The sequence below is a fragment of the Candidatus Planktophila sp. genome, from assembly GCF_044232745.1.
Taxonomy (GTDB): Bacteria; Actinomycetota; Actinomycetes; order Nanopelagicales; family Nanopelagicaceae; genus Planktophila.
Window position 1 is genome coordinate 98732 of the sequence record NZ_JBIILI010000004.1, and the last position, 23932, is coordinate 122663.

The 23932-nt window shown below is 45.8% G+C and carries 24 protein-coding genes; 8 read left to right on the forward strand and 16 right to left on the reverse strand.

Annotation, left to right across the window (positions count from 1 at the left end; translation table 11 throughout):
* Positions 1 to 6: 6 nt before the first annotated feature.
* The gene (locus AC9UGD_RS04050) at positions 7 to 654 is read left to right on the forward strand and encodes a TrmH family RNA methyltransferase (protein ID WP_509569893.1); all 648 of its coding nucleotides are present in this window, start codon (positions 7 to 9) and stop codon (positions 652 to 654) included.
* Here AC9UGD_RS04050 and AC9UGD_RS04055 read toward each other — a convergent pair.
* A complete protein-coding gene (locus AC9UGD_RS04055) occupies positions 643 to 1086 on the reverse strand; it encodes a low molecular weight protein-tyrosine-phosphatase (protein ID WP_509569895.1) in 444 nt (147 codons plus the stop codon). The genes AC9UGD_RS04050 and AC9UGD_RS04055 overlap by 12 nt on opposite strands.
* 58 nt (positions 1087 to 1144) lie before the next feature.
* Positions 1145 to 2095 carry a tetratricopeptide repeat protein gene (locus AC9UGD_RS04060; RefSeq protein ID WP_509569898.1) on the reverse strand — a complete coding sequence of 317 codons (951 nt, stop codon included), beginning with the start codon at positions 2093 to 2095 and terminating at the stop codon, positions 1145 to 1147.
* A gap of 130 nt (positions 2096 to 2225) precedes the next feature.
* On the opposite strand from AC9UGD_RS04060, the gene AC9UGD_RS04065 reads away from it, so the two are divergent.
* The 7 genes from AC9UGD_RS04065 (at position 2226) to pulA (ending at position 11543) form a co-directional block, all read left to right on the forward strand.
* Entirely contained in the window at positions 2226 to 2900 is a 675-nt protein-coding gene (locus AC9UGD_RS04065; RefSeq protein ID WP_509569901.1) for an energy-coupling factor ABC transporter permease, read from the forward strand.
* The gene (locus AC9UGD_RS04070) at positions 2893 to 3189 is read left to right on the forward strand and encodes a PDGLE domain-containing protein (protein ID WP_509569904.1); all 297 of its coding nucleotides are present in this window, start codon (positions 2893 to 2895) and stop codon (positions 3187 to 3189) included. The genes AC9UGD_RS04065 and AC9UGD_RS04070 overlap by 8 nt, the downstream gene beginning before the upstream one ends.
* Positions 3190 to 3280: 91 nt before the next feature.
* Complete coding sequence (gene cbiQ / locus AC9UGD_RS04075) at positions 3281 to 3994, forward strand: cobalt ECF transporter T component CbiQ (RefSeq protein ID WP_509569994.1); 714 nt, start codon at positions 3281 to 3283, stop codon at positions 3992 to 3994.
* A complete protein-coding gene (locus AC9UGD_RS04080; protein ID WP_509569907.1) occupies positions 3994 to 4737 on the forward strand; it encodes an energy-coupling factor ABC transporter ATP-binding protein in 744 nt (247 codons plus the stop codon). Before cbiQ ends, AC9UGD_RS04080 begins: the two co-directional genes overlap by 1 nt.
* A gap of 158 nt (positions 4738 to 4895) precedes the next feature.
* Positions 4896 to 7043: a DEAD/DEAH box helicase gene (locus tag AC9UGD_RS04085; protein WP_509569910.1), complete on the forward strand. Its 2148-nt coding sequence runs from the start codon at positions 4896 to 4898 to the stop codon at positions 7041 to 7043.
* A gap of 58 nt (positions 7044 to 7101) precedes the next feature.
* The gene (locus AC9UGD_RS04090; protein ID WP_509569913.1) at positions 7102 to 9135 is read left to right on the forward strand and encodes a M3 family metallopeptidase; all 2034 of its coding nucleotides are present in this window, start codon (positions 7102 to 7104) and stop codon (positions 9133 to 9135) included.
* 38 nt (positions 9136 to 9173) lie between these two features.
* Positions 9174 to 11543 carry a type I pullulanase gene (pulA, locus tag AC9UGD_RS04095; RefSeq protein WP_509569916.1) on the forward strand — a complete coding sequence of 790 codons (2370 nt, stop codon included), beginning with the start codon at positions 9174 to 9176 and terminating at the stop codon, positions 11541 to 11543.
* A gap of 5 nt (positions 11544 to 11548) precedes the next feature.
* Here the strand turns inward: pulA and AC9UGD_RS04100 are convergent, their stop codons facing one another.
* The 14 genes from AC9UGD_RS04100 to AC9UGD_RS04165 form a co-directional block, all read right to left on the reverse strand.
* Complete coding sequence (locus AC9UGD_RS04100) at positions 11549 to 11740, reverse strand: DUF5302 family protein (RefSeq protein WP_506626544.1); 192 nt, start codon at positions 11738 to 11740, stop codon at positions 11549 to 11551.
* A 40-nt stretch (positions 11741 to 11780) separates the two neighbouring features.
* Positions 11781 to 11981 carry a BldC family transcriptional regulator gene (locus AC9UGD_RS04105; RefSeq protein WP_509536655.1) on the reverse strand — a complete coding sequence of 67 codons (201 nt, stop codon included), beginning with the start codon at positions 11979 to 11981 and terminating at the stop codon, positions 11781 to 11783.
* Positions 11982 to 12063: 82 nt separating this feature from the next.
* Positions 12064 to 12879 carry a DUF8083 family protein gene (locus tag AC9UGD_RS04110; RefSeq protein WP_509569920.1) on the reverse strand — a complete coding sequence of 272 codons (816 nt, stop codon included), beginning with the start codon at positions 12877 to 12879 and terminating at the stop codon, positions 12064 to 12066.
* On the reverse strand, positions 12876 to 13052 hold the full coding sequence (locus AC9UGD_RS04115; RefSeq protein ID WP_509569923.1) for a DUF3073 domain-containing protein: 177 nt from the start codon (positions 13050 to 13052) through the stop codon (positions 12876 to 12878). The genes AC9UGD_RS04110 and AC9UGD_RS04115 overlap by 4 nt, the downstream gene beginning before the upstream one ends.
* A gap of 42 nt (positions 13053 to 13094) precedes the next feature.
* On the reverse strand, positions 13095 to 14153 hold the full coding sequence (gene purM / locus AC9UGD_RS04120; protein ID WP_509569926.1) for a phosphoribosylformylglycinamidine cyclo-ligase: 1059 nt from the start codon (positions 14151 to 14153) through the stop codon (positions 13095 to 13097).
* Positions 14153 to 15622, reverse strand: a complete 1470-nt coding sequence (gene purF / locus AC9UGD_RS04125) for an amidophosphoribosyltransferase (RefSeq protein ID WP_509569929.1) — start codon at positions 15620 to 15622, stop codon at positions 14153 to 14155. The genes purM and purF overlap by 1 nt, the downstream gene beginning before the upstream one ends.
* A complete protein-coding gene (locus AC9UGD_RS04130) occupies positions 15619 to 15915 on the reverse strand; it encodes a sterol carrier family protein (protein WP_509569931.1) in 297 nt (98 codons plus the stop codon). Before AC9UGD_RS04130 ends, purF begins: the two co-directional genes overlap by 4 nt.
* A 5-nt stretch (positions 15916 to 15920) precedes the next feature.
* Positions 15921 to 18146, reverse strand: coding sequence for a phosphoribosylformylglycinamidine synthase subunit PurL (gene purL / locus AC9UGD_RS04135; protein ID WP_509569934.1), 2226 nt, complete (start codon positions 18144 to 18146; stop codon positions 15921 to 15923).
* Positions 18146 to 18814, reverse strand: a complete 669-nt coding sequence (purQ, locus tag AC9UGD_RS04140) for a phosphoribosylformylglycinamidine synthase subunit PurQ (RefSeq protein ID WP_509569937.1) — start codon at positions 18812 to 18814, stop codon at positions 18146 to 18148. Before purQ ends, purL begins: the two co-directional genes overlap by 1 nt.
* Positions 18814 to 19059: a phosphoribosylformylglycinamidine synthase subunit PurS gene (gene purS, locus AC9UGD_RS04145; RefSeq protein ID WP_509569940.1), complete on the reverse strand. Its 246-nt coding sequence runs from the start codon at positions 19057 to 19059 to the stop codon at positions 18814 to 18816. Before purS ends, purQ begins: the two co-directional genes overlap by 1 nt.
* 15 nt (positions 19060 to 19074) lie before the next feature.
* Positions 19075 to 19956, reverse strand: coding sequence for a phosphoribosylaminoimidazolesuccinocarboxamide synthase (locus tag AC9UGD_RS04150; RefSeq protein WP_509569942.1), 882 nt, complete (start codon positions 19954 to 19956; stop codon positions 19075 to 19077).
* Positions 19953 to 21374, reverse strand: a complete 1422-nt coding sequence (purB, locus tag AC9UGD_RS04155) for an adenylosuccinate lyase (protein ID WP_509569944.1) — start codon at positions 21372 to 21374, stop codon at positions 19953 to 19955. Before purB ends, AC9UGD_RS04150 begins: the two co-directional genes overlap by 4 nt.
* Positions 21375 to 22619: a phosphoribosylamine--glycine ligase gene (gene purD / locus AC9UGD_RS04160; RefSeq protein ID WP_509569946.1), complete on the reverse strand. Its 1245-nt coding sequence runs from the start codon at positions 22617 to 22619 to the stop codon at positions 21375 to 21377. It abuts the gene before it with no gap.
* A 2-nt stretch (positions 22620 to 22621) separates the two neighbouring features.
* Positions 22622 to 23905 carry an adenylosuccinate synthase gene (locus AC9UGD_RS04165; protein ID WP_509569948.1) on the reverse strand — a complete coding sequence of 428 codons (1284 nt, stop codon included), beginning with the start codon at positions 23903 to 23905 and terminating at the stop codon, positions 22622 to 22624.
* Positions 23906 to 23932: the final 27 nt, after the last annotated feature.

The window sequence follows — 23932 nt, forward strand, 5'->3', positions numbered from 1 at the left end:
GCCTACATGTCTTCTCCAACCACCCCCGCCAGCATTGGCCCAGGTGAATTTTTCCCTGTTGTAGGTGTTGGGCCTCATGAAAAACCGTGGCCAGAAGGCGATCAATACGATCCTGAATTATTGCTGAACGGTGATCGTCGAAATGTTTTAGACCATTACCGTTATTGGACCGTTGAAGCGATCGTTGCAGACTTAAATACCAAGCGTCACAAACTTCAGATTGCGATTGAAAATTGGCAGCATGATTTAAACATCGGATCAATTGTTCGCACAGCAAATGCTTTTAATGTTTCAGGTGTTCATATCGTCGGAAAGCGTGATTGGAATAAGCGCGGTGCAATGGTTACTGATCGCTATTTAACTGTCATGCATCACCCAACGATCGAAGATTTTGCTAAATACTGCAAAGAACAAAGCTTGCCGATAATTGGAATTGATAATGTGCCTGGATCAAAACAACTAGAACCAGCGTTGCTGCCTGAAAGTTGTGTACTTTTGTTTGGCCAAGAAGGTGCAGGTATGTCAGATGAAGGTATCGCCGTCTGCGAAGTTTTGTACGAGATTAATCAGTACGGATCAACACGTTCTATGAATGCATCCGCAGCAGGTGCAATTGCCATGTACCACTGGGCTTTACAACACTTACCTCGTTAGTTCTGACAACAATCCGTCCACAGCAAGTTCAACCATAGCCAAAGTGGCTTCATACGCTTCATCAGATTGATTGTAAGGATCTGGTACTTCTAACTTGAAGTAATCAGCAGATGAAGGATCAATACTCTTTAAGGCTGGATCGAAGTTTCGCAAATAGAAAACTTTGCTCCGTTGTTCTTCACTTTCTGCCAAAGAGATCACGTTGTGATAATTACTAGAATCCATTACCAAAATCAGATCATGAATAAAGAAATCATTTGCAGCAAATTGTCTGGCTGTGTGCGAATACTTGTAGCCAGCTGCTTCCCAAATCTTTTGTGACGATGGGTGTGGACCTTGCCCAATGTGCCAAGTGCCAGTGCCCGAGCTGTGGACATCGATGCGAGGGGCGTTCCAATCAGCGGTTTTGCCTGCCAGAACTGCAGCAGCCATGGGTGAGCGGCATATGTTGCCTAAGCACACCATTGTGATGCTGAGTTGGTCTCTGCCCTTAAGTGAGGAGATCAAGCTCTGGTTCATCTTCGAGAGCTTCTTGCACAGACTTTAAACGTCGCTCAATTTCATCAGCTTCATCGGTGCGACCTTGCATTCTTAGGATTTTGGCAATGCGTGATTCAACATCAACAATAAATTCGAAATCTTTTGGTTCATCTTCACTGACAACTGCCAAAACATTTTCTAGTGTTGCTAAACCATCGTCATATTTTTCAAGCAAGATTTGTGCCTTGCCGAATTCGAAGGAAGCAAATGTTTCTCGGCGATGATCGTGTCCTGTTTCAAAAACATCAACAGCTTTACGGGCGGTCTCTAGTGCAAGCTCACCTTGGCCAAGCTCGATTAAACATGAGGCCATTTTTTGATCGCAGCGAGCAACATGAATTACTTCTTTATTTCGCTTAAAAAGAGATCTCGCTTCCTTAAAAGCTTCGATTGCTTTTTCATAATTCTTCAATTCGCGTTCTGCGCAACCAATTAAATGCAAATCATTTGCTGCGCCGATTTCATTTCCATCAACTAAATGTTCTTGTGCGCATTCATTCATTGTTTCTACAACTTTGTCGTACTGCTTTGATGTGTACCACCATTCACCAAGCGTGCACGCAAGTTCAAGAGCAATTGGTGATTTGTTTTCGCGTAGCAATTCGACAGCTTTACTCATTGCCAATGCTGCTTCATCCATGCGCTTCAATTGATTTAAGTTGTATCCGATTGCTGAATACGCCTGAGCTAAACCTTCAGATGGTGCCGCATCACCTAGTTGTGAATAAATATCGCGCGCAGTTTCAGCTAAAGCGAGAGCTTCGTCATATTGACCACGTGCATAAATGCGAGCGCTCAATTCGTAATAGGTGCTTGCTCGTTCTTCGCCTTCGACCTCGGGAATGCGATCCCACAACATTTCTTCGCTGATGAGTTCTTCTAAGCCATCATCTTCGCTCATGCCAGAAACTTATATGCCTTGGCCCGTTTACGAGCGGGGAATTCCCTCCGCGCCATCGGCTATTTGGCCAGTTTTGAGCCTGTTGTGCCTTCAAGATGCAGATGCGAATCGTTTGCATTAACCTTTTCCCATGCATATTCCAGACGGGTTTATTGATCCTCAAACATCAGCAATCTTTGCCGGCATTTCAGCTGTCGGCGTTGCCGCCGCCCTGAAAGGCGCGCGCACCCAGCTTGATGAAAAGACAGCACCACTAGCAGGCTTAACGGCTGTCTTTATCTTCGCAGTCCAAATGCTCAACTTTCCTGTCGCTGCCGGAACAAGTGGCCATTTACTTGGGGCAGTTCTGGCCGCGGTTCTGGTTGGGCCCTGGGCCGCCACCTTGGCGTTAACAGTCGTTTTGCTGATGCAAGCTTTCTTGTTTGCAGATGGCGGATTAACCGCTCTGGGACTCAGTGTCTTTAACATGTCAATTCTGGCAGTGTGGGCTGGGTACGGAATTTTTCTTCTTGCACGAAAGATTTTGCCAAAAAGTAAGGCTTCGATCTCAGCAGCTGCATTTGTAGGCGCTCTACTTTCGGTTCCAATTGCCGCAGCAGGCTTTACTCTCCAATATGCAATGGGAGCAACAGCAACATTTTCAACTTCAACTGTTTTAAGTGCAATGGTTGGAACACATGTGTTGATCGGAATCGGTGAAGCGATTATTACTGGCTTAACTGTTAGTGCTGTCTTAGCAAGCCGAAGTGATCTAGTTTATGGCTGGAAAAACAACATGCAGAAATTGGAGATTCGCAATGCTTAATAACCGTAAATTTTACATGGTGGGTTTTGTGATTTCTTTGTTTCTTGCAGGTGTAGTTTCTTTTTATGCTTCATCTTCACCTGATGGCTTAGAAAAAGTTGCCGGAGACATTGGATTTATCGAAACCGCAAAAGACCACACAAATGCAGATGGAACTTTGGCTGATTACGGTGTCAAGGGAATTGAGAATGAGCGCGCATCAGTAGGTGTAGCTGGAGTCATTGGCGTTATTGGCACCGCAGTGGTTGCAGGAATTGGATTTAAGTTGATTGCGCGTAAGCCAAAGTAGGATCTCAATTAAAGTCCAGCAGGAGAACCATCACCACGGTCATGATGTAGGTGAACGGCTCTACCTACATCGTCACTCCTTAGTTCACTCGCTGCCTTCGCACCTAAAAATCATTGCTGCGGTTGCCTTTATTTTGATTGTTGTTTCTACTCCCGTAACCCAATGGCCCGCCTTCGTTGCCTACTTTTTATGGTTAATGACCGTCGTATCAATTGCGAAGATCCCGTTTTCTGTGCTTTTTAAGCGCTCATTGATCGAAATTCCCTTTGTTTTCTTCGCAATTCTGATGCCTTTTTTTGGCTCGGGAGAAAAGGTCCAGGTAGGACCTTTTGATCTCTATCGCGAAGGCTTGGTTGCTGGTTCTGGAATTGTTGTTAAAGGAACCTTGGGCGTAATGACAGCAATTATTTTATCTACCTCAACTACTGCTCGCGAAATTTTGCGTGGGCTGGAACGTCTAAAACTTCCGGCTTTAATGGTGCAAATTGCGTCATTTATGTTGCGCTATGTCAACGTTGTAAATGATGAAATGGAAAGAATGAAAGTTGCTCGTGAGTCACGTGGTTTTGAAGCAACTGGAATCAAACACTGGAAAGTTTTAGCAACCGCAGCCGGTGCACTTTTTATTCGTTCATACGAAAGAGGGGAAAGGGTTCATCTTTCCATGCTTTCTCGTGGGTATGTGGGCGTCTTACCTCATGACGAACCAGCAAAAGTTCAATCTTCAGTGTGGATCACTGCAATGATGTATCCAGCAGTGGCGGTCCTTATTTTTGTTACGCAATTAGTGATTGGAAAAATGTAATGAGTGCCCCAAGTCTAGAAATCAAAGAGCTTGCCTTTGCATATCCTGATGGCAATCAGGCACTTTATGGTGTGAACCTTTCGGTACAAAAAGGCGAACGTGTTGCACTTCTTGGTCCAAATGGTGCAGGCAAGACAACACTTGTCATGCACATGAATGGGATTCACCCAACATCACATGGATCTATTCATGTGGCTGGACAATTAGTTGATTCTAAAAATAAAGAGTCAATCAAAGAAATTCGCGCGAAGGTCGGAATTGTTTTTCAAGATCCTGATGATCAGTTGTTTATGCCAACAGTTGGCGAAGATGTTGCATTCGGGCCTTACAACATGGGAAAACGTGGTTCAGAACTTGCTGCAATTGTTGATGATGCACTGAACTTAGTTGGAATGCTCGAATTCAAAGATCGTCCACCGCATCACCTTTCTTTTGGACAACGCCGACGTGTAGCGGTTGCAACAGTGCTTGCAATGAAGCCCGAAATTCTTGTACTGGATGAGCCATCATCAAACCTTGATCCAGCTAGTCGTCGCGAATTAGCCGATATTTTGCGCTCATTAGAGATAACAATGGTGATGGTTACCCATGATCTTCCGTATGCATACGAACTATGTGCCAGATCAGTAATTTTGAAGGGTGGTGTCATCGTTGCAGATGGTTCTACCCATGAAATCTTGACCAATTCAGCCTTGTTATCGGCCAATCGTCTTGAACTTCCGGTTGGTTTTTCGATTCAATAATCCACGGTAGAATTAACCTGTTGGTGCGACCGCACCAAAGTACTTCCCCCAAGTGCTGCTACATGCAGCACTACATGCGAGTCTTATTTTCGCCCTAGCCGCCAAAAGTGCGAGCTATACCCGAGACGCGCTTGTCGTCTCGATTGGTATGCATTTCTATGTCTCTACAACCACGTATTAGCGCGCCCGGAAAAGCTCGTCGCGCTGCATCAGCAGGAAAGCCTAAGCGCACAAAGAAGGTTGAAACCTTCACCGAATCTGCACCTAAGGCACGTCACACAACTGCGCAAAAAGCAGCACGTAAAGGTGCAGCCGCAAAGCCTGCGAATAGCAAGCCTGCCTCAACTCGTCGTTATTCAGATGTTGATACATCTGCAGTATCAAAGAAGGAAGCGCGCTTAGTTGATCGTTCAAAGTTGCGCGCAAAGCGTTACCAAGAACAAACAGCATCAAAGCCACGTCCAACTGAAGAGCCAGCAGAGCGTTCAGCACGTATCGAACGATCACAGCGTCCAGATTCACGTGCAAAGAAGTTTGTGAAAGAACGCGAAGTTCGCGAATCTGCACCACGTGCAGCTCGTACAGAACGTACTGAGCGAACAGAGCGTCCAACTTCACGTCCAGAGTTTAAGAAGACATACAAGAAGGCCGAACGCCCAGAGCGTCCAGCATTCAAGCGCGAGGATTCACGTCCAGTATTTAAGAAAGATTCTGATTCTCGTCCAACGAATCGTCGCGATGCAGTGAAGGCAAAGATTGCTCGCACTGATGATGGTCGTCCAAACTTTGAACCACGCAAGCGCGAAAAGTTTGATCCAACCCGTCCAAAGAAGAGCAGCGTTGCACCAGATACTCGCGCAGCAAACTTCCGCGCAGAGCGTCCAGTACGCGATCGTCGTAATGATTCATCAGCGTATGCTCGTGATGATTTCAAATCACATTCAAAGTCTCACTCAAATGCAGCGGTCGATTTCGGTGCAGATGACAATTACATTTCAGCAAATCTTGCAGATGCAAACCTTGTTGATGCGACTCCGTTAACTGAGATCACAACAACATTTGCTGATCTTGGAATCGCTGCACCGCTTGTGAACGCACTTAGCAAGCAAGGCATCATGCATCCATTCCCAATTCAGATTGCTACATTGCCAGATGCGTTAGCAGGCCACGATATTTTAGGTCGCGGACAAACTGGTTCAGGTAAGACCCTGGCATTTGGTTTGGCACTTCTTAACAACTTAAATGGCAAGGTGGCAAAGCCACATAAGCCATTGGCACTTGTTTTGACTCCAACTCGCGAACTTGCACAGCAGATCGATGAAGTATTGATGCCACTTGCACGTTCAATTGGTCACGAATCAGTTGTTGTTGCTGGCGGAATGTCTTACTCAAAGCAGATCACTGCAATGCGTCGCGGAACAGCGATCTTGGTTGCAACACCCGGTCGTTTGATCGATCTACTTAACAAGGGTGAAGTTCAGTTAGACCAACTTCAAATCACAGTTCTTGATGAAGCAGATCAGATGGCAGACATGGGCTTCTTGCCTGTTGTTAAGGAAATTCTTGATCAGGCAAAGCTAGATGGTCAGCGACTTCTATTCTCTGCAACTCTTGACCGTGGTGTTGATTCTTTGGTTCGTCAGTACTTGAAGAACCCAAAGACTCACTCACTACAAAACGATCGTGCATCAGTTTCAACAATGGAGCACTATGTATTAGTTATGAATCCAACTGATAAAGATGACATCACAAATCAAGTTGCTGCGCGTAATGGAAAAACTATTTTGTTCGTGAAGACTCAACGCGGCGCAGATCGCTTAGCTGACAAGCTTGCTCACGCAGGTGTTCCAGTTGGCGCATTGCACGGTGGAAAGTCACAAGCGGTTCGTACACGTACTTTGGCTCTGTTCAAGGAGACTGCTAATGCGGCACTAGTTGCAACAGATGTTGCAGCACGTGGTATTCACGTTGATGGAATTTCATTGGTTGTGCATGTTGATGCACCAACAGATCACAAGGATTACTTGCACCGCGCTGGTCGTACAGCACGTGCTGGTGAGGCCGGAACTGTTGTAACACTTGCAACAACACGTCAACAGAAATCAATCGGTGGACTCACACAGCGCGCTGGCGTAACCCCTAAGTTTGTGGGAGTTACACCGCTCAGCACTGAATTAATGAAGATTACGGGCGCACAGGAGCCAACAGGTATTCCTTACATCGTGCCAATCGTTGAAAAGTCTGTACGCAGTGGTGGAAAGCGCCCTCGTCCAAACTCAAGTCAACGTCGCCGTCGTCCTCACTAGTTCACCCTTTCGCTAGTTCACCCTTTCTTTGGATTTCTAGATAGGTAGTATTCGCGCTATGACAAACGCGAACCCATTTGCCCAAAGAAGCACCCTTGAGTACGAGCTGCCTCCATTTGCTGACATCAAAGTCGAGCACTATCTGCCTGCCTTCTATGAAGGCTGCACACAGCAGTTAGCAGAAGTTCAGGCGATTCTAGATACACCAGGTGCTGCCACTTTTGAGAACACAATTGTTGCTCTTGAAAAGAGTGGGCAGATGTTGATGCGTATGTTGCTGGTTTTCTACAACAAGTCCTCAAGTGATACCAGCGATGCTTTAGATGCGATAGAAGAAGAAATGGCTCCAAAGCTTGCTGCTCATCAAGATGCAATCCAATTGAACCCAGTGTTGTTTAAAAGAATTAAAGATCTTTACGATGCGCGCGAATCAATTGGATTAAATAGTGAAGATGCCTGGTTACTAGAACGTTATTACAAGGATTTGATCCATGCTGGTGCGCACTTGACTGAGGCACAGCGCGATCGCTTAAAGGAATTAAATGAAGAGCTTTCAAAGCTGGAAACTCAGTTTGGTAAGAATGTTTTAGCAGATACAAATGATTTAGCGGTTCTGGTTGACACCATCGAAGAGCTAGATGGACTTAGTGAAAACGAAATTGCTGCTGCCGCCGCAGCTGCTAAAGATCGTGGGCATGATGGCAAGTGGTTAATCGGAATGGTGAACTTCACCGGTAACCCAGTCCTTGATTCTTTAACCAACCGCGAACTTCGCAAGAAAATAATGGAAGCCTCTAAGCAAAAAGCTAACCGCGCCAATGAAAACGACAATAAGCCCGTCTTGCTTCAGATAGTTAAGCTGCGTGCTGAACGCGCACAATTGTTTGGCAAGCAAACCCATTCTGAACACGTAATTGCTGTCCAAACTGCAGAGCATCCAGACAATGTGCATGCGATGCTGCGCAAGATCGCACCTGCCGCCGTTCGTAACGCAAAGGCAGAGGCTGAAGACCTTAAGAAATCTGCTGGTACAGATATTGAAAGCTGGGACTGGGGTTTCTACACCGAACAAGTTCGGTTAGAAAAGTACAACATTGATACAACAAAGATGCGTCCTTATTTTGAACTAGAACGCGTATTGCACGATGGCGTCTTCTTTGCCGCAACTAAGTTGTTTGGAATTACCTTCAAAGAGCGTCCTGATCTGGTTACTTACCACCCAGAAGCTCGTGCTTTTGAAGTGAACAACGAAGATGGCACCAAGGTTGGTTTATTTATTGGTGACTTCTACACACGTGATTCAAAGCGTGGTGGAGCGTGGATGAACAACTTGGTTGATCAGAACTTCTTGTCAGATCAATTACCTGTTGTTGTTAACAATTTGAATATTCCAAAGCCTCCTGCAGGTAAGCCAACTCTGCTTACATACGATGAAATCACAACCTTGTTCCACGAGTTTGGCCACGCACTCCATGGATTGTTGTCTCAAGTTAAATACCCTCGTGTTTCAGGAACGTCAGTTCAGCGCGATTTCGTCGAATTCCCATCACAAGTAAATGAGATGTGGATCTTGTGGCCCGAAGTTGTAGAAAATTATGCCCGCCATCATGAAACTGGCGAGAAATTGCCTCAAGAATGGATTGACAACTTAAATGCTGCACGCACTTTCAACGAGGGGCATGCAACGACCAGTTATTTGTCCGCTGCTATTTTGGATCTTGCATGGCATCAACTAACAACTGAACAAGCAGCGACAGTTACCGATGTAGAAGCTTTTGAAGCCCAAGCAATTAAAGACTACGGATTAGATTTTGCGCCAGTCCCAACCCGTTACCGTTCAACCTACTTCAGCCATATTTTTGCTGGTGGCTACTCATCGGGGTACTACGGCTACATCTGGTCCGAGGTTTTGGATGCCGACACTGTGGATTGGTTTAAAGAAAATGGTGGTTTGTTGCGCGCTAATGGCGAGCATTTCAAGAACACACTTCTAGGACGGGGTGGTTCGATCGATTCCATGCAAATGTTTCGCAACTTCCGCGGGCGAGATTCAAAAATTGAGCCTCTTCTGAAGCGACGCGGACTGCTGTAACCATTTATTTTTAAGTTTTCTAGCGGTAAGTTACGGTCATGAGAAACCAAACTGTATCCAAGAAAATTCAACTGCTAGTGGCTTTGATTGCAACCTTTACCTTTGGCTTGCCTGCAATCGCAACCGCTATTCCATCTACCGTCAATCTTACAGTCCATTACCAGCGCCCTGGTAATGATTATCAGGATTGGAACTTATGGTTATGGAAGAACCTGACTTCTGGTGCAGATGTTGATGTTGATTCTAAAGGTGTCACTTTTACTGCTGACGATGCTTTTGGAAAAATAGCAACGGTCAAAATTGAAGGAATGGATAAGTTTGAAAACATTGGAATAATTGTTCGAAAAGGTGCTTGGGATTCAAAAGATATGGGTGATGATCGATTTATCACCAATATTCCAGACACAGGAAATGTTGAAATTTGGTTACGACAAGGAGACCCAACAATTCACTATTCAATTCCTACAACACCGATTCCAAAAAATCCCGCGATTGAATTAACAAAGCTGTATGACTCTCCTGAATTTGCAGCCAAGTACACCTACACAGGCAACGATCTAGGTGTCACATACACAAAGACCTCAACAAAGTTGCGCGTTTGGGCTCCTACCGCCACAGCAGTCAATGTTGTAACTTACAAAGAATCTGATTCACCTTCATCATCTGGTGCATTAACGAAAATGACATATGACACAAAGGGCACTTGGGTTGCAACTCTTAAGGGTGACCAAAATGGCACTGTGTTTAACTATCGTGTTAGCGTAAATAACACAGTAAATGAAGCGGTAGATCCATATGTACGCGCTACAACTGTTAACGGAGCCCGTGGAGTAATCGTTAATTTGGATGCCACAGATCCCAAGGGTTGGAGCACTGCAAAACCGAAATTTAGTGGGAAGCCAACCGATGCTGTCATTTACGAACTTCACGTTCGAGATCTATCAGTGGATGCATCTAGTGGTATTTCAGCAAAAAATAAGGGTAAGTTCTTAGCTCTCACAGAGTTGAATACAAATAATAAGGGAGTAAAAACTGGTGTCGCTGCGATCAAGGATCTCGGTGTAACACACGTCGAATTATTGCCGATATTTGATTTTGCAACTGTTAATGAGAATCTTCCTACATTTAACTGGGGTTATGATCCTCAAAATTACAACGTTCCAGAAGGTTCTTATAGCTCAGATCCAACGAAGCCAACAGCGCGCATTACCGAACTGAAAAGCGCAATCATGGGATTGCATAAGGCTGGACTACGCGTGAATATGGATGTGGTTTATAACCATGTTTCAAACGCAAATACATTTAGTCAAAACTTGATTGTTCCAGGGTACTTCTTCCGCCGCGATGACAATGGAAACTTAACTAGTGGTAGCGGCTGTGGCAACGACGTTGCATCAGAGCGACCAATGGTTCGTAAATTCATCGTCGATTCAGTCAAGTTCTGGACAACTGAGTACAACTTGGACGGGTTCCGCTTTGACTTGATGGGTTTAATGGACATTGAAACCATTAACGAAATTACAGCTGCACTGAAGAAGATTGATCCAACTATTCTGGTAATTGGTGAAGGTTGGAACATGGGAACTCTGCCAGCAAATAAGAGAGCAAATCAGCTAAATATCTCTGAGTTGCCTAGAGTCGCACACTTTAATGATCAGATCCGAGATGGCATTAAGGGTTCTGTATTTGATTCAGCAGACACCGGTTTTGCCACAGGAAAATTCACTTCGAAAATGAATGTGCTTGCAGGTATCGTCGGTAATACCGATTACTCAACCGAGATAATGACAAAGTGGACGACATTAGCGCCAGGTCAATCCGTAAACTATGTTGAATCACATGACAACATGACATTGGTAGACAAAATAACCGCCAGTGTTAAGGACGCAAAGCCAGCTGATATTGCACAATTAAGTCGACTTGCCTCTTCAATTCCGTTCTTGGCTCAGGGAATGCCATTTATGCAAGCAGGACAAGAATTTCTGCGATCAAAGGGTGGAGATTCAAATAGCTACAAATCTAGCGACCTTGTAAATTCATTAAAGTGGAGCACCCAATCAACAAACGCTTCTACGGTTAAGTATTTCAAGGGGTTAATCGCTTTACGTAAGGCACATCCTGCTTTCCGTATGGAGACAACAGATCAAGTTCGAAAGAACTTGAAATTCCTTACATCACCAGAAGGAACTATCGCTTACTCACTCAACGGCAGTGCAGTAAAAGATTCTGCGGCGACCTTGGTTGTTGTGCACAATGCAAACACAACTCCACAAACAATCACTTTGCCTAAATCTGGAAGTTGGTCGGTTCTGGTTGAATCTGGAATCGCGGGAACTTCTGTTATTCGCAAACTAACTGCTGGCTCAGTTGTTGTTGAACCACGATCAACGCTGGTAATTACTCAGTAAAGTATTTAGCCCGCAGATCCTGAACCTGAAGGTCCGGCCTTGCGCTGAACCTGAGGAGCTCCACCACTGCGTTGTCCGCCGCGGATCTTTGATCCTGATTCAGAATGATTTTGCGTGCCTGGTGCACCCGGCTTGTTCTTTTTTGCTTCAAGGGCGGCAAGCATTCGTGCCTTCATGTCATCATTTTTATCGGCCATGGGTTAACTCTACCGCCTTCCAAACTAATAGTTGGACGGGCTAAGAACTTGACTCTTTATATTCGCGCAAACGTTCTAAAACTTCTGATTCGCGATAGCGACGATGTCCACCTAATGTGCGAATTGCTGTCAGCTTTCCAGCCTTCGCCCAGCGCGTAACAGTCTTTGGATTTACATGAAATCGTTGTGCGACCTCTTTCGGGGTCAAAAGAACTTCGGCATCAGGGATGCGGTTGCTCATAGCGACTCCTTTAGATTGTGCTGTGTCCGATTTAGCCTGTATTGGGGTGAAGTATTGCCCGTATCCGAGCGTGAAGCAATACCTACGAGGCTTGCTCGAAGGCCTGAACTAAGCGCCAACGGGACATTAAACGTTGATATCCCACACCAGCAGCCATTCCATCAGCGGTAGCAAGTCCAGCAACTGAACTAGTTACATCCTCAATTGAAGTGTCTGCGTCTAATCCGTTTTCACCATTATCGCGTAGAGCTTTATCCATGTAATTAGCTAATCCACCGTAATCAAGTTCTACTAACGATTGTGGGTGAAACATTTCTAACCACGCCAAGAGATTTTCAAGTTCTTGTTCTACCGGACCATCACCGAAAGCACCTAATACTGCATCGTGTGCGCTATCGCACCGTTGTTTTGCATTAGCGATTGTTGTGTGCGAAATACAAAACTTTCCATGCTCATTGTCACCGCGAAATCTTTCCTCTGGTGAAAACAAAATGAACCACCGGGGCGGAATTATCCACGTCTCATTAAGAATATGCGGAACTTTGTCATCCAATAAATCAACACCTGCAGTTATTACTTCTTCCATTGCTGATGAAACAAAGAATGGAACAACAGTACTTGGCAATGAATCTTTGAAATTATCTAATGCCGCCCAACAACGAGTTGCAGTTGCCCATGGTGACACATAACGAATGCCATTACGATCTAAAATATGAACCCCGTCGGGGCGACCTGCTGGTGGCTCAGGTTGAACAACTCGATGTAGGGCTAGTTCTTCTTCGCGATTAAAACTTGTTTCATCACTTTCTAAATTTTGCCAACGTAAACGATCAGCTGGATCAAATGCAGAAAGTGGTTCGTAGATACGAAGTGAAGCGACGTACGGTGTAGCTCTCACGCACGTGGAATGTAATTGCCCTCAGCAAAAGGATCATCGTCATCCTTGCGTGAAGTGTTATCGACTTCGCCATGAAGTTCTTTGGCAAGACGATCAAGATCCATATCTTGCGCGTTATATTTCAAATCACGTGCAACTTTGGTTTGCTTTGCTTTTGCGCGGCCGCGACCCATGGGCGACCTCCTTCACTAATTGCTGTGCGTCAGGGAGGTAGGTTATCGCGCTTGGTAGGAACCTTCCAAAGTTGAGCGTGGATCAGAGCCTTTACGCTCAGTTACAACCCCGGCAACCCACGCTTTCATCCCCCGAGCGGCTAAAGATCGCAGGGTCAGATCGGCAACAGCTGGATCAACAAACGCACTCATTCCGATGCCGCAGTTCCAGGTGCGCTCCATATCGGCCTGTGGGACTCCGCCCATCTTTGCCATGAACTCCATTTCAACAGGCAACGCCCATGTTGAACGATCATAAGTAGCTGTTAAATGTTCTGGAATCACTCGTGCAGTGTTTTCTGCAATTCCTCCACCTGTAATGTGTGAAAAAGCATGCAAGTGTTCTGGCATTGATTTAATCAACGCTAAACAATCGAGTGTATAAATCTCAGTAGGCTTTAGAAAAACTTCACCCGATGTCATTCCGTATTCACTGACGTTTGCTTGCAGACTTAATCCAGCGGTCTTAATAATGTGGCGAACAAGCGAGAATCCATTTGCATGAAATCCACTCGAAGGCATTCCAATAATGACATCGCCCGCTTTAACTCGGTGCGCGCCTAACTGATGTTCTGCATCGACAACTCCAGTTGCAGCGCCAGCAATATCAAACTCATCATCTGCTAACAATCCAGGATGTTCGGCTGTTTCTCCACCGATCAAAGCGGTGTTTGCTTTCGCGCACCCTCGTGCGATTCCGGCAACAATGTCAGCAATGTTTTCTGGGATAACTTTTCCGACTGCGATGTAATCAGTCATGAACAAAGGCTCAGCGCCACATACGACTAAATCATCAACAACCATGGCAACCAAATCTTCACCGATAGTGTCGTACTTACCAAGTGCGCGCGCGATTTCGGTTTTTGTACCAACACCATCAGTTGATGTTGCAAGCAAAGGTTGTTTCATACTCTTTAGCTTGCTTGCATCAAATAGACCAGCAAATCCACCAATGCTGCCAATTACTTCAGGACGAGATGCTTTGGCGATAGATGCTTTCATTAATTCGACCGCGCGATCTCCGGCATCAATATCGACCCCTGCATCTTTATAAGTAGACATTAGTTACCGTGCACTTCCGTGATTTCTAGGCGCAGTTTTCCTTCAGACATGTCCTCAGGGATACGAATTGGATATTCACCGGTAAAACAGGCAGAACAAAGGCGATCAGAAGCTACCTGGGTCGCTGAAATTAGGCCATCTAAAGAGACGTACCCCAAGGAATCAGCGCCGATTGAACGACGAATTTCTTCGACCTCTAAACCATTAGCAATTAATTCTGCGCGCGTTGCAAAATCGATGCCGTAATAGCAGGGCCACTTAACTGGAGGAGATGAAATACGCACATGAATCTCGCGGGCCCCAGCTTCGCGCAACATGCGCACAATTGCGCGCTGGGTATTTCCGCGAACAATCGAATCATCGACCACGACAATTCGCTTGCCTTCAATAATTTCGCGAAGTGGGTTTAGTTTTAGTCGAATGCCAAGTTGGCGAATAGTCTGCGAAGGTTGAATAAAAGTACGTCCGACATAAGAGTTTTTGACAAGACCCAATCCAAAAGGAATCCCTGACTCTTTTGCGTAACCAATCGCAGCTGGTGTTCCAGATTCTGGAACTGGGATTACCAGATCAGCTTCAACAGGTGCTTCTTTCGCTAATTGCGCGCCGATTGCCACGCGTGTTTTGTGGATACCACTGCCGGCAATTGTTGTATCAGGACGGGCAAGATAGACATATTCAAACAAGCAACCCTTGGGTTGTGCCTCGGCCCACCGCTGCGAACGGACGCCATTGCTATCAATCGCAATGAATTCTCCAGGTTCAATTTCTCGTACAAAAGCAGCGCCAACAATATCTAGTCCAGCGCTTTCAGATGCAACTACCCAGCCGGTTTCTAGTTTGCCAAGTACTAATGGGCGAACACCATGTCGGTCTCGCGTTGCATACAAGGTGTGTTCATCCATAAAGACAAGCGAAAAAGCACCTTCTAGTTGTGGCAACACCGCTAACGCGCTAGCTTCAACATTTTTTTCATCTTGCAATGCAATTAGGGCAGACATGATTTCTGTATCTGTTGTTATGCCACTCATGCTTGTTGCTGATCCTTCAAGCTTTTGCACCAGTTCGGCCAGATCGCCAGTATTTGTCAGGTTGCCATTGTGAGCTAAAGCTAGTGTTCCATACTTAGTTGGGCGTAATGTGGGCTGCGCATTAACCCAGGTGCTTGATCCAGTCGTGCTGTATCGACAGTGACCAATAGCAAGGTTGCCTTTAAGTGTTGCAAGATCGCCTTCGGTAAATACCTGCGAAACAAGACCCATATCTTTGAAGATAAGAATTCTTTCGCCATCACTTGTCGCAATTCCAGCAGACTCGGTTCCGCGGTGTTGCAAGGCATACAAACCATAAAAACTTAGCTTTGCGACTTCTTCACCAGGGGCCCACACGCCAAATACACCACAGGCATCTTGAGGGCCTTTATCTTCACCCAAAACATTGTGATTGAGCAAACCATCAGGGCGTCTCATAGGTTAGATCCTAACGGTAGGTAATCAGTCAAATCAGCACGAACACCTGATGCTGCAATCGCACCGCTGCTCATGGCATCGGCCCAACTTAATTTTCCAGAAGCCAACGCTAGCCACGTATCTGCATTCATTTCAATAGTATTTGGTGGCGTCCCACGAGTGTGAGTCGGGCCATCACCACATTGCACAGCTGCATATGGCGGAATGCGAACTTCGATTGCACGACCAGGTGCCTTTGTAGTCAAAAGCGCAAGAGTGCTCTTAACCTGCTCCAGTATCTGTTGATCGCGCATATTTATCACCCAAATAACTTCGGGAATGTGGATGTGTGTGCATTTGAAAGCTCAGCCAAGGAAATATCTGCGTCATTAATTACTAATGAATCTCCCCCAGTAGTACCTAGCTTTGCAATCGCAATCGCATTTTTTGTCGCTAATCCTTCAAGACGTTCGGTATGTGATGAATCAATTGCGACAATTACACGTCCAGGTGATTCACTCAACAAATCAATTCCTACATTATTCAAGGAAACTGTTGCACCGACTTTATGTCGCAAAACCATTTCAGTTAGCCCAGCGGATAATCCGCCTTGGCTTAAATCATGGGCTGCGGCAAAGAAAGAATTTCCTTCGAGAAGTAGCTCGATAAGGCGCATTTCGCGCTGTAAATCAGCATCTGGTGATTGTCCAACGCGCTGGTTGTGCAAGAAAGCCCATTCACTTCCGGCTAAGTCTTCGTGAGTTTCTCCTAATAGATACAGATCCAATCCTGCTTGGGTAAAACTCATTGGGGTGCGAGTACGAACATCTTGAATTACACCCAGCACACCAATGACAGGTGTTGGCAAAATCGCAACTGATCCAGTCTGGTTATAGAAGGAAACATTTCCACCGGTTACCGGAAGTCCCATTTCTAAGCAACCATCTGCTAATCCTCTAACTGATTCTGCAAACTGCCACATAACACCTGGATCTTCAGGAGAACCAAAGTTAAGACAATTAGTCACAGCAAGTGGTCTGGCACCTGCCGTTGCAATATTTCGCGCCGCTTCTGCCAAAGCCAACTTCGCGCCTTGATATGGATTCAGATACGACCAGTTTGCATTGGCATCAGTTGAAATGGCAACACCTAAATGTGTTGTCTCATCAATACGTACCATTCCAGAATCATCTGGTTGGGATTGAATAGTGTTTCCCTGAACATACTTGTCATATTGCGAGGTAACCCAGGATTTATCTGCAAGATTAGGCGCTGCAGCTAATTTCAAAACAGCTGCTTTGATTTCTGAGGCAGTTACCGGAATCGGAACATTCACCTTTTGGTCATTTACTTGATTGATATATGCCGGTTGTGCCAATGGTCGATTGTAAACAGGACCATCATGGGCCACGGTGCGTGGTGGAACATCAACAATTAACTCACCATTCCAGGTGATTTCAAGGTGATTGCCAGCTGTAACTTCGCCAATAACTGTGACGGTTACATCCCACTTCCTGCAGATTTCTAAGAAACGATCAATTTTGCTAGGTTCAACAATTGCACACATGCGCTCTTGTGATTCAGACATCAAGATCTCTTCGGGTGAAAGGGATGGATCACGCAGTGGAACCTTGTCCAACTGCACCTTCATGCCCCCAGAACCACCTGATGCCAGCTCGCTTGTGGCACACGATAAGCCTGCCCCGCCAAGGTCTTGGATGCCAACGACTAAATCTTCAGCAAATATTTCTAACGAGCATTCAATTAAAACTTTTTCAACAAAGGGATCACCTACCTGAACACTTGGACGCTTCGTAGATCCGCCGGCACCAAATGTTTCTGATGCAAGTACTGAAACTCCACCGATGCCATCGCCACCTGTTTTTGCCCCATACAACACAACTAAATTGCCTGCACCTGCTGCCTTTGCCAACTTAATATCGCTGTGCTTCATTACGCCAACACACAAAGCATTAACAAGTGGATTGCCAGCATATGTTTCATCAAAAGTAACTTCGCCGCCAATGTTAGGCAAACCTAGGCAGTTTCCGTATCCACCTACGCCGGCAATGATTCCTGGTAACACGCGACGAGTGTCTGGTGCATCTGCTGGACCAAAGCGCAATGGATCCATAACTGCAATTGGTCGAGCACCCATCGTCAAAATGTCACGGACAATTCCGCCAACACCTGTTGCAGCCCCTTGGTATGGCTCAATAAATGATGGGTGGTTGTGTGATTCAATTTTGAAAGTTACGGCATATCCCTGACCCACATCCACTACACCTGCATTTTCACCAATTCCAACTAACAACGCATCAGATTTTGGTGCTTTTTCGCCAAACTGCTTCAAGTGAACCTTTGATGATTTATACGAACAGTGTTCGGACCACATCACTGAATACATAGCTAGTTCAGATGATGTTGGACGTCGACCAAGAATTTCTTTGATGCGCGCGTACTCATCTTCCTTCAAACCAAGTTCGGCAAATGGTTGTGAGTTATCAGGTGTTGACTGTGCAATTGCGACTGTATCTAACGCCATTACTTCACCATCGCATTCAAAATCGATGTAAAGAAACCAAGGCCTTGTGCAGATGGCCCAGTTAGTTCATTAATCGCATGTTCGGGGTGCGGCATTAGGCCCACGACATTGCCCTTGGCATTACTTATTCCGGCGATCAAATTACGCGACCCGTTGGGGTTTTCACCTACATAACGGGCAATAACGCGACCCTCGCCTTCGAGTAATGCAAGAGTTTGATCGTCACACTGAAAAGAGCCTTCGCCATTCTTAAGCGGAATAACGATGTGTTCACCTTGTTTAAAGGAGCTGGTCCACGCGGTTGTGTTATTAACGATTTCAATCTCTTGGTCACGGCACAGAAAATGAAGATCAGAGTTGCGGGTTAATGCACCTGGCAATAAATGTGACTCACACAGAACCTGAAAACCATTACAGATACCAAGAACTGGCATTCCTTTATTTGCTGCTTCAATGACGAGTTGCATAACTGGTGCAAATCGTGAAATCGCGCCACATCGTAAGTAGTCACCATAAGAAAATCCACCAGGCAGAATTACAGCATCAACATTTTTTAAGTCTGCGTCGCCATGCCACAGAGAAATAGCTTCAGCGCCTCCTGCCACTACCGCACGAGCAGCATCACGATCATCCAGAGTTCCTGGAAATGTAATTACTCCAACGCGCATTACTTTTCAACTCTCACGACGTAATTTTCAATCACTGGGTTAGACAGCAATACTTCTGCGGCTTTCTCGACCTCTGCTAATTGTGCCGGCGTTGGCTCGCCATCGATTTCTATTTCAAATCGTTTTCCTTGGCGGACAGATGTAGCGAAGGTGAACCCAAGTCGTGGCAACGCAGCTGCAACTGCATTTCCCTGAGGATCAAGAATCTCGGGCTTTAACATCACATCAACCACGATTTTTGCCATTTGCGTATCTCCCTGTTAGAACTTGCTGCCGGTAATTCGGAAAAATGCTTCTTCGTAACGTTGTGCTGTCTTTTCTACGATCTCACCAGGTAGTTCAGGGGGTGGGCTATTTCTATCCCATCCACTTGATACTAGATAGTCACGTAAAAACTGTTTGTCATACGAGGGTTGAACCCCGCCCGGCTTCCAGGTTGAAGCCTCCCAAAACCGTGAAGAATCAGGGGTTAGCGCCTCATCCCCCAGCAGTATCTGCCCTTTTTCGTTGCGCCCGAATTCAAACTTTGTATCCGCCACGATGATTCCACGGCTTGCTGCAAACTCTGCAGCCGTTTCATATAACTTGATTGTTAGGTCGCGAAGTTCTTCAGCATCTTCGGCCCCAACAATTTCTGCAGCACCATCAAAATCAATATTTATGTCGTGATCACCAATTTCAGCTTTAGTTGCTGGAGTAAAGATGCTGTCTGGCAATTGTGATCCGTCAAGCAAACCATCCGGCAGCTTATTTCCACAGACCGCTTTGTTGTTTTGGTACTCGTTCCAACCGCTACCTGTTAAGTAGCCACGGGCTACGCATTCAACATTAAACATAGTTAGTGGTTGCACGATAATTGCGCGATCTTCAACTGATGCAGGAACATCGGTAGAAACAATATGGTTGCCGACAATATCTTCCAGTAGTTCAAACCAAAATAGCGATAGCTGAGTCAGCACTTCGCCTTTGCCGGGGATAACAGTTGGCATCACCCAGTCATATGCCGAAACTCGATCTGATGCGACCAACAAAATTTCATTGTTGTCATTTGTGTAAAGATCTCGAACTTTTCCGGTGCGCAGATGTTTCCACCCAGTTATTTCAGGCGCTGGCGGTGGGCCAGCTGGGCCAAAGCCGCTCACCGAATAGAGCCGGGCTTGTACTGCGCTGCGGCAGGGTGCGCGGATGTAATCGCACCGATGCGACTAACAACTCGAGCTACTTGTTGGCGAGCTTCGCCAGTAAATTCGATGGGATCACTAATCAACGCAGTTAGTGCAGTGCGATCAAGTGGTAAACGATCATCTGCTGCAAGATCATCAAGAAGTGTGTTTTTCTTTCCTTCACGCATTCCAAGTGCAGCTTTAACCGCATGCTCTTTAATGACTTCATGTGCGACTTCGCGACCAACGCCGCACTTGACAGCGGCCATGAGGATTTTTGTTGTGGCCAAGAATGGCAAATAACGCTCTAATTCAGCGCTAATTACCGCTGGGAAAGCGCCGAATTCATCAAGGACTGTAAGCATTGTTTCGAGCAAGCCATCTATTGCATAGAACGCATCAGGTAACGCAACGCGGCGAACAACACTGCATGAAACATCGCCTTCATTCCATTGATCGCCAGAAAGTTCGCCAACCATTGCTGCATATCCACGCAAAACAACTGAAAGACCATTTACTCGCTCACATGATCGTGTATTCATCTTGTGAGGCATTGCGCTGCTACCAACCTGTCCAGCTTTAAAGCCTTCAGTGACAAGTTCGGCTCCAGCCATCAGGCGAATTGAAGTAGCAAGAGATGATGGTGATGCTGCAAGCTGAACAAGTGTTGTAACAACATCATAATCAAAAGAGCGTGGATAGATTTGACCGGTTGAATCTAAAACATTATTAAAGCCAAGTTCTTTGGCAATTGCCCCTTCTAATTTGAAGTGCGCATCCGTTGATCCAAGAAGATCTATTGAATCCTGAGCTGTTCCGACCGGACCCTTGATTCCTCGCATTGGGTAGCGACCTTGCAAAGCAGTTAGTCGTTCATAGGCAAACAACAACTCTTCGGCGGCGGACGCGAAACGCTTTCCTAAAGTTGTGATCTGTGCTGGCACATTATGTGAACGTCCGGCTATTGGTTGATTCACATACTGTGTTGCACGCTCTGCTAGACGAGCAAGAAGAGTTACAACCTTGTCATGAACAATTTCAAGACCGTTTCGAATCTGTAGCGCTTCGATGTTTTCAGTTAGATCACGGCTAGTCATTCCTGCATGAATTGCTTCGTGGCCAGCAAGTGCGTTGAACTCTTCAATTCGCGCTTTCACATCGTGACGTGTCTGCTTTTCACGGGCATCAATTGATGCAAGATCCACTCGTGTAATTACATTTTCGTAATCTGTAATTACATCCTTTGATATTGCATGGCCCAGCGTTGATTGAGCGCGCATGACCGCAACCCACAGCTGGCGTTCGGCGATGATTTTGGCCTCTGGCGCGAAGATTTCGCGCATCGCAGCTGATGCATATCGGCTAGCAAGCAGGCTCATTGGTGAATTATCCGTCATTTAATTGCCCTTCTCTGCCACCGACGCATTAAGGGCGATGTCTGTGCGATAAAAAGAACCGGAAAGTGAGATTTGGCTTATCGCACGGTAGGCAAGGTTTCGGGCTTCAGTCAGATCCTCACCAATTCCTGTGACTGTTAGAACTCGACCACCTGATGCAACTACACCTTGATCACTATGGGATGTACCTGCGTGGAAAATCTGAACATTCTCGATTGCAGAAAAGCCTGTAATTACCCCACCACTCTTTGGTGCCGCTGGATAACCTTCAGCAGCCAGTACAACTGTCACAGCTGAATCTGCTTTCCAATCCAAAGTTGTCTCTTTTAGATTTCCGGTTGCGGCGTTGTACAACAAAGTTGCAAGAGGAGTCTTTAGTAGTGGGATCAATACTTGTGTTTCTGGATCACCAAAGCGCGCATTGAATTCAATAACTCGAGTTCCATGATCAGTAAGTGCAAGACCTGCATATAACAAACCAACAAATGGGGTTCCGCGAGCTGACATTTCGGCAATCATCGGGGCAAGAACTTGTTTGTATGTGTCTTCAATAATGTCCGATGGTGCCCATGGCAATGGTGAGTACGCACCCATGCCACCAGTGTTTGGACCCTCATCACCATCAAATGCTCGTTTAAAATCTTGTGCTGGTTGCATTGGCACAATTGTTGTTCCATCACTTATTCCAAATAATGAAACTTCTGGACCATTCAAATATTCTTCAATAACAACTCGCTTGCATGCTAATGCGTGAGCTAAAGCTTCTTGACGATCATTAGTAACAACAACACCTTTGCCTGCAGCTAAACCATCATCTTTTACGACGTAAGGAGCACCAAATGCATCTAAAGCGATTTCAATTTCTTCTTGTGTGCTGCAAGTAAAACTATGCGCAGTTGGGACACCAGCATCGCGCATGACTTCTTTGGCGAAGTTCTTTGAACCTTCTAATTGGGCAGCGGCTTTAGAAGGGCCAAACACAGCGATATTGGCCGCTCGCAGGATGTCAGCAACACCATTGACCAAAGGGACTTCAGGACCTATAACAACGAGATCAATGTTTAATCGCTGAGCCAATTCGAGGATTGCCTGATTATCTTTAATCACAAGTGGATGGCACTGCGCAATCTGTGCGATGCCGGGATTACCTGGTGCTACATGTAGTTCGGTACATGCTGGATCTGCTTGCAGTCCTGCTCCTAGTGCGTGTTCGCGTCCGCCGCTTCCGACTAGGAGGATTTTCATTCTTAGATGAAATCCTTTACGACAATTGTTTGATCGCGACCAGGACCCACGCCGATTGCACTCATAGGCGCACCTGAGATCTTTTCTAAGAATGCAACATAATCTTGGGCATTCTTTGGTAAGTCTGACAATTTACGAGCATGTGAAATGTCTTCAGTCCAGCCAGCTAAGTATTCATAAATTGGCTTTGCATGGTGGAAATCTGTTTGTGACGCAGGTAGTTCCTCAACGCGCTTGCCATCAATTTCGTAGGCAACGCAGACTGGAATCTTTTCCCAGCCAGTTAGCACATCTAGCTTTGTTAGGAAGAAATCAGTTAAGCCATTTACACGAACCGCATAGCGAGCAATCGGTGCATCAAACCAACCGCAACGACGTGCACGGCCAGTAGTCACACCAATTTCGCCACCAATACGACGTAACGCTTCGCCATCTTCATCGAATAATTCAGTTGGGAATGGGCCGCTACCAACACGAGTTGTATAAGCCTTTAAAATACCAATGACGCGATCAATCTTTGTTGGTCCAATTCCTGAACCTGTGCAAGCACCGCCAGCAGTTGGGTTACTTGAAGTCACGAATGGGTATGTTCCATGATCAACATCGAGCAAAGTGCCTTGAGAACCCTCTAGAAGTACTTTCTTTCCAGCCTTTAGCGCTTGATCTAAAATCAAAACCGTATCTGCAACATATGGGCGCAAAAGATCGGCGTACTTTAAATACTCTTCTAGAACTTCATCTACTTCGATGTTCTTGCGATTGAAAACCTTAATCAAAATCTGATTCTTATCTCGCAATGCACCTTCAAGTTTTTGACGAAGAATTGAAGGATCAAATAAATCTTGCACGCGGATACCAATACGGTTGATTTTGTCAGCATATGCAGGTCCGATACCACGACCAGTTGTTCCGATCTTTGACTTACCTAAGAAGCGCTCGGATACCTTGTCGATTGTGCGGTGATAAGGAGTAATCAAATGCGCATTCGTTGAAATTAAAAGCTTGCTGGTATTGATACCGCGCTCATTTAAGCCACGAATTTCTTCAAGCAAAACACTTGGATCAATGACGACACCATTACCGATTACAGGAATTACATTTGGAGAAAGAATTCCTGATGGCAGTAAGTGAAGTGCGTACTTTTGATCACCGATTACAACTGTGTGGCCTGCGTTATTTCCGCCTTGATAGCGAACTACATAATCAACGCGATCACCCAACAAATCGGTAGCTTTACCCTTGCCTTCGTCGCCCCACTGAGCTCCGAGTAATACCAATGCAGGCATGAGTAAAGCCTCTCCGACTAGTTGTTA

Coding starts and splice junctions, on each gene's coding strand:
- AC9UGD_RS04105 (WP_509536655.1), bottom strand. CDS start 11,981: ATGAGCAACCGCATCCCTGATGCCGAAGTTCTTTTGACCCCGAAAGAG.
- AC9UGD_RS04100 (WP_506626544.1), bottom strand. CDS start 11,740: ATGGCCGATAAAAATGATGACATGAAGGCACGAATGCTTGCCGCCCTT.
- AC9UGD_RS04065 (WP_509569901.1), top strand. CDS start 2,226: ATGCATATTCCAGACGGGTTTATTGATCCTCAAACATCAGCAATCTTT.
- AC9UGD_RS04165 (WP_509569948.1), bottom strand. CDS start 23,905: ATGCCTGCATTGGTATTACTCGGAGCTCAGTGGGGCGACGAAGGCAAG.
- AC9UGD_RS04090 (WP_509569913.1), top strand. CDS start 7,102: ATGACAAACGCGAACCCATTTGCCCAAAGAAGCACCCTTGAGTACGAG.
- purQ (WP_509569937.1), bottom strand. CDS start 18,814: ATGCGCGTTGGAGTAATTACATTTCCAGGAACTCTGGATGATCGTGAT.
- AC9UGD_RS04050 (WP_509569893.1), top strand. CDS start 7: ATGTCTTCTCCAACCACCCCCGCCAGCATTGGCCCAGGTGAATTTTTC.
- purL (WP_509569934.1), bottom strand. CDS start 18,146: ATGGCGTTAGATACAGTCGCAATTGCACAGTCAACACCTGATAACTCA.
- purD (WP_509569946.1), bottom strand. CDS start 22,619: ATGAAAATCCTCCTAGTCGGAAGCGGCGGACGCGAACACGCACTAGGA.
- AC9UGD_RS04115 (WP_509569923.1), bottom strand. CDS start 13,052: ATGGGTCGCGGCCGCGCAAAAGCAAAGCAAACCAAAGTTGCACGTGAT.
- AC9UGD_RS04080 (WP_509569907.1), top strand. CDS start 3,994: ATGAGTGCCCCAAGTCTAGAAATCAAAGAGCTTGCCTTTGCATATCCT.
- purB (WP_509569944.1), bottom strand. CDS start 21,374: ATGACGGATAATTCACCAATGAGCCTGCTTGCTAGCCGATATGCATCA.
- AC9UGD_RS04055 (WP_509569895.1), bottom strand. CDS start 1,086: ATGGCTGCTGCAGTTCTGGCAGGCAAAACCGCTGATTGGAACGCCCCT.
- purS (WP_509569940.1), bottom strand. CDS start 19,059: ATGGCAAAAATCGTGGTTGATGTGATGTTAAAGCCCGAGATTCTTGAT.
- AC9UGD_RS04085 (WP_509569910.1), top strand. CDS start 4,896: ATGTCTCTACAACCACGTATTAGCGCGCCCGGAAAAGCTCGTCGCGCT.
- AC9UGD_RS04130 (WP_509569931.1), bottom strand. CDS start 15,915: ATGCGCGATCAACAGATACTGGAGCAGGTTAAGAGCACTCTTGCGCTT.
- pulA (WP_509569916.1), top strand. CDS start 9,174: ATGAGAAACCAAACTGTATCCAAGAAAATTCAACTGCTAGTGGCTTTG.
- purF (WP_509569929.1), bottom strand. CDS start 15,622: ATGAGACGCCCTGATGGTTTGCTCAATCACAATGTTTTGGGTGAAGAT.
- AC9UGD_RS04060 (WP_509569898.1), bottom strand. CDS start 2,095: ATGAGCGAAGATGATGGCTTAGAAGAACTCATCAGCGAAGAAATGTTG.
- AC9UGD_RS04070 (WP_509569904.1), top strand. CDS start 2,893: ATGCTTAATAACCGTAAATTTTACATGGTGGGTTTTGTGATTTCTTTG.
- purM (WP_509569926.1), bottom strand. CDS start 14,153: ATGTCTACTTATAAAGATGCAGGGGTCGATATTGATGCCGGAGATCGC.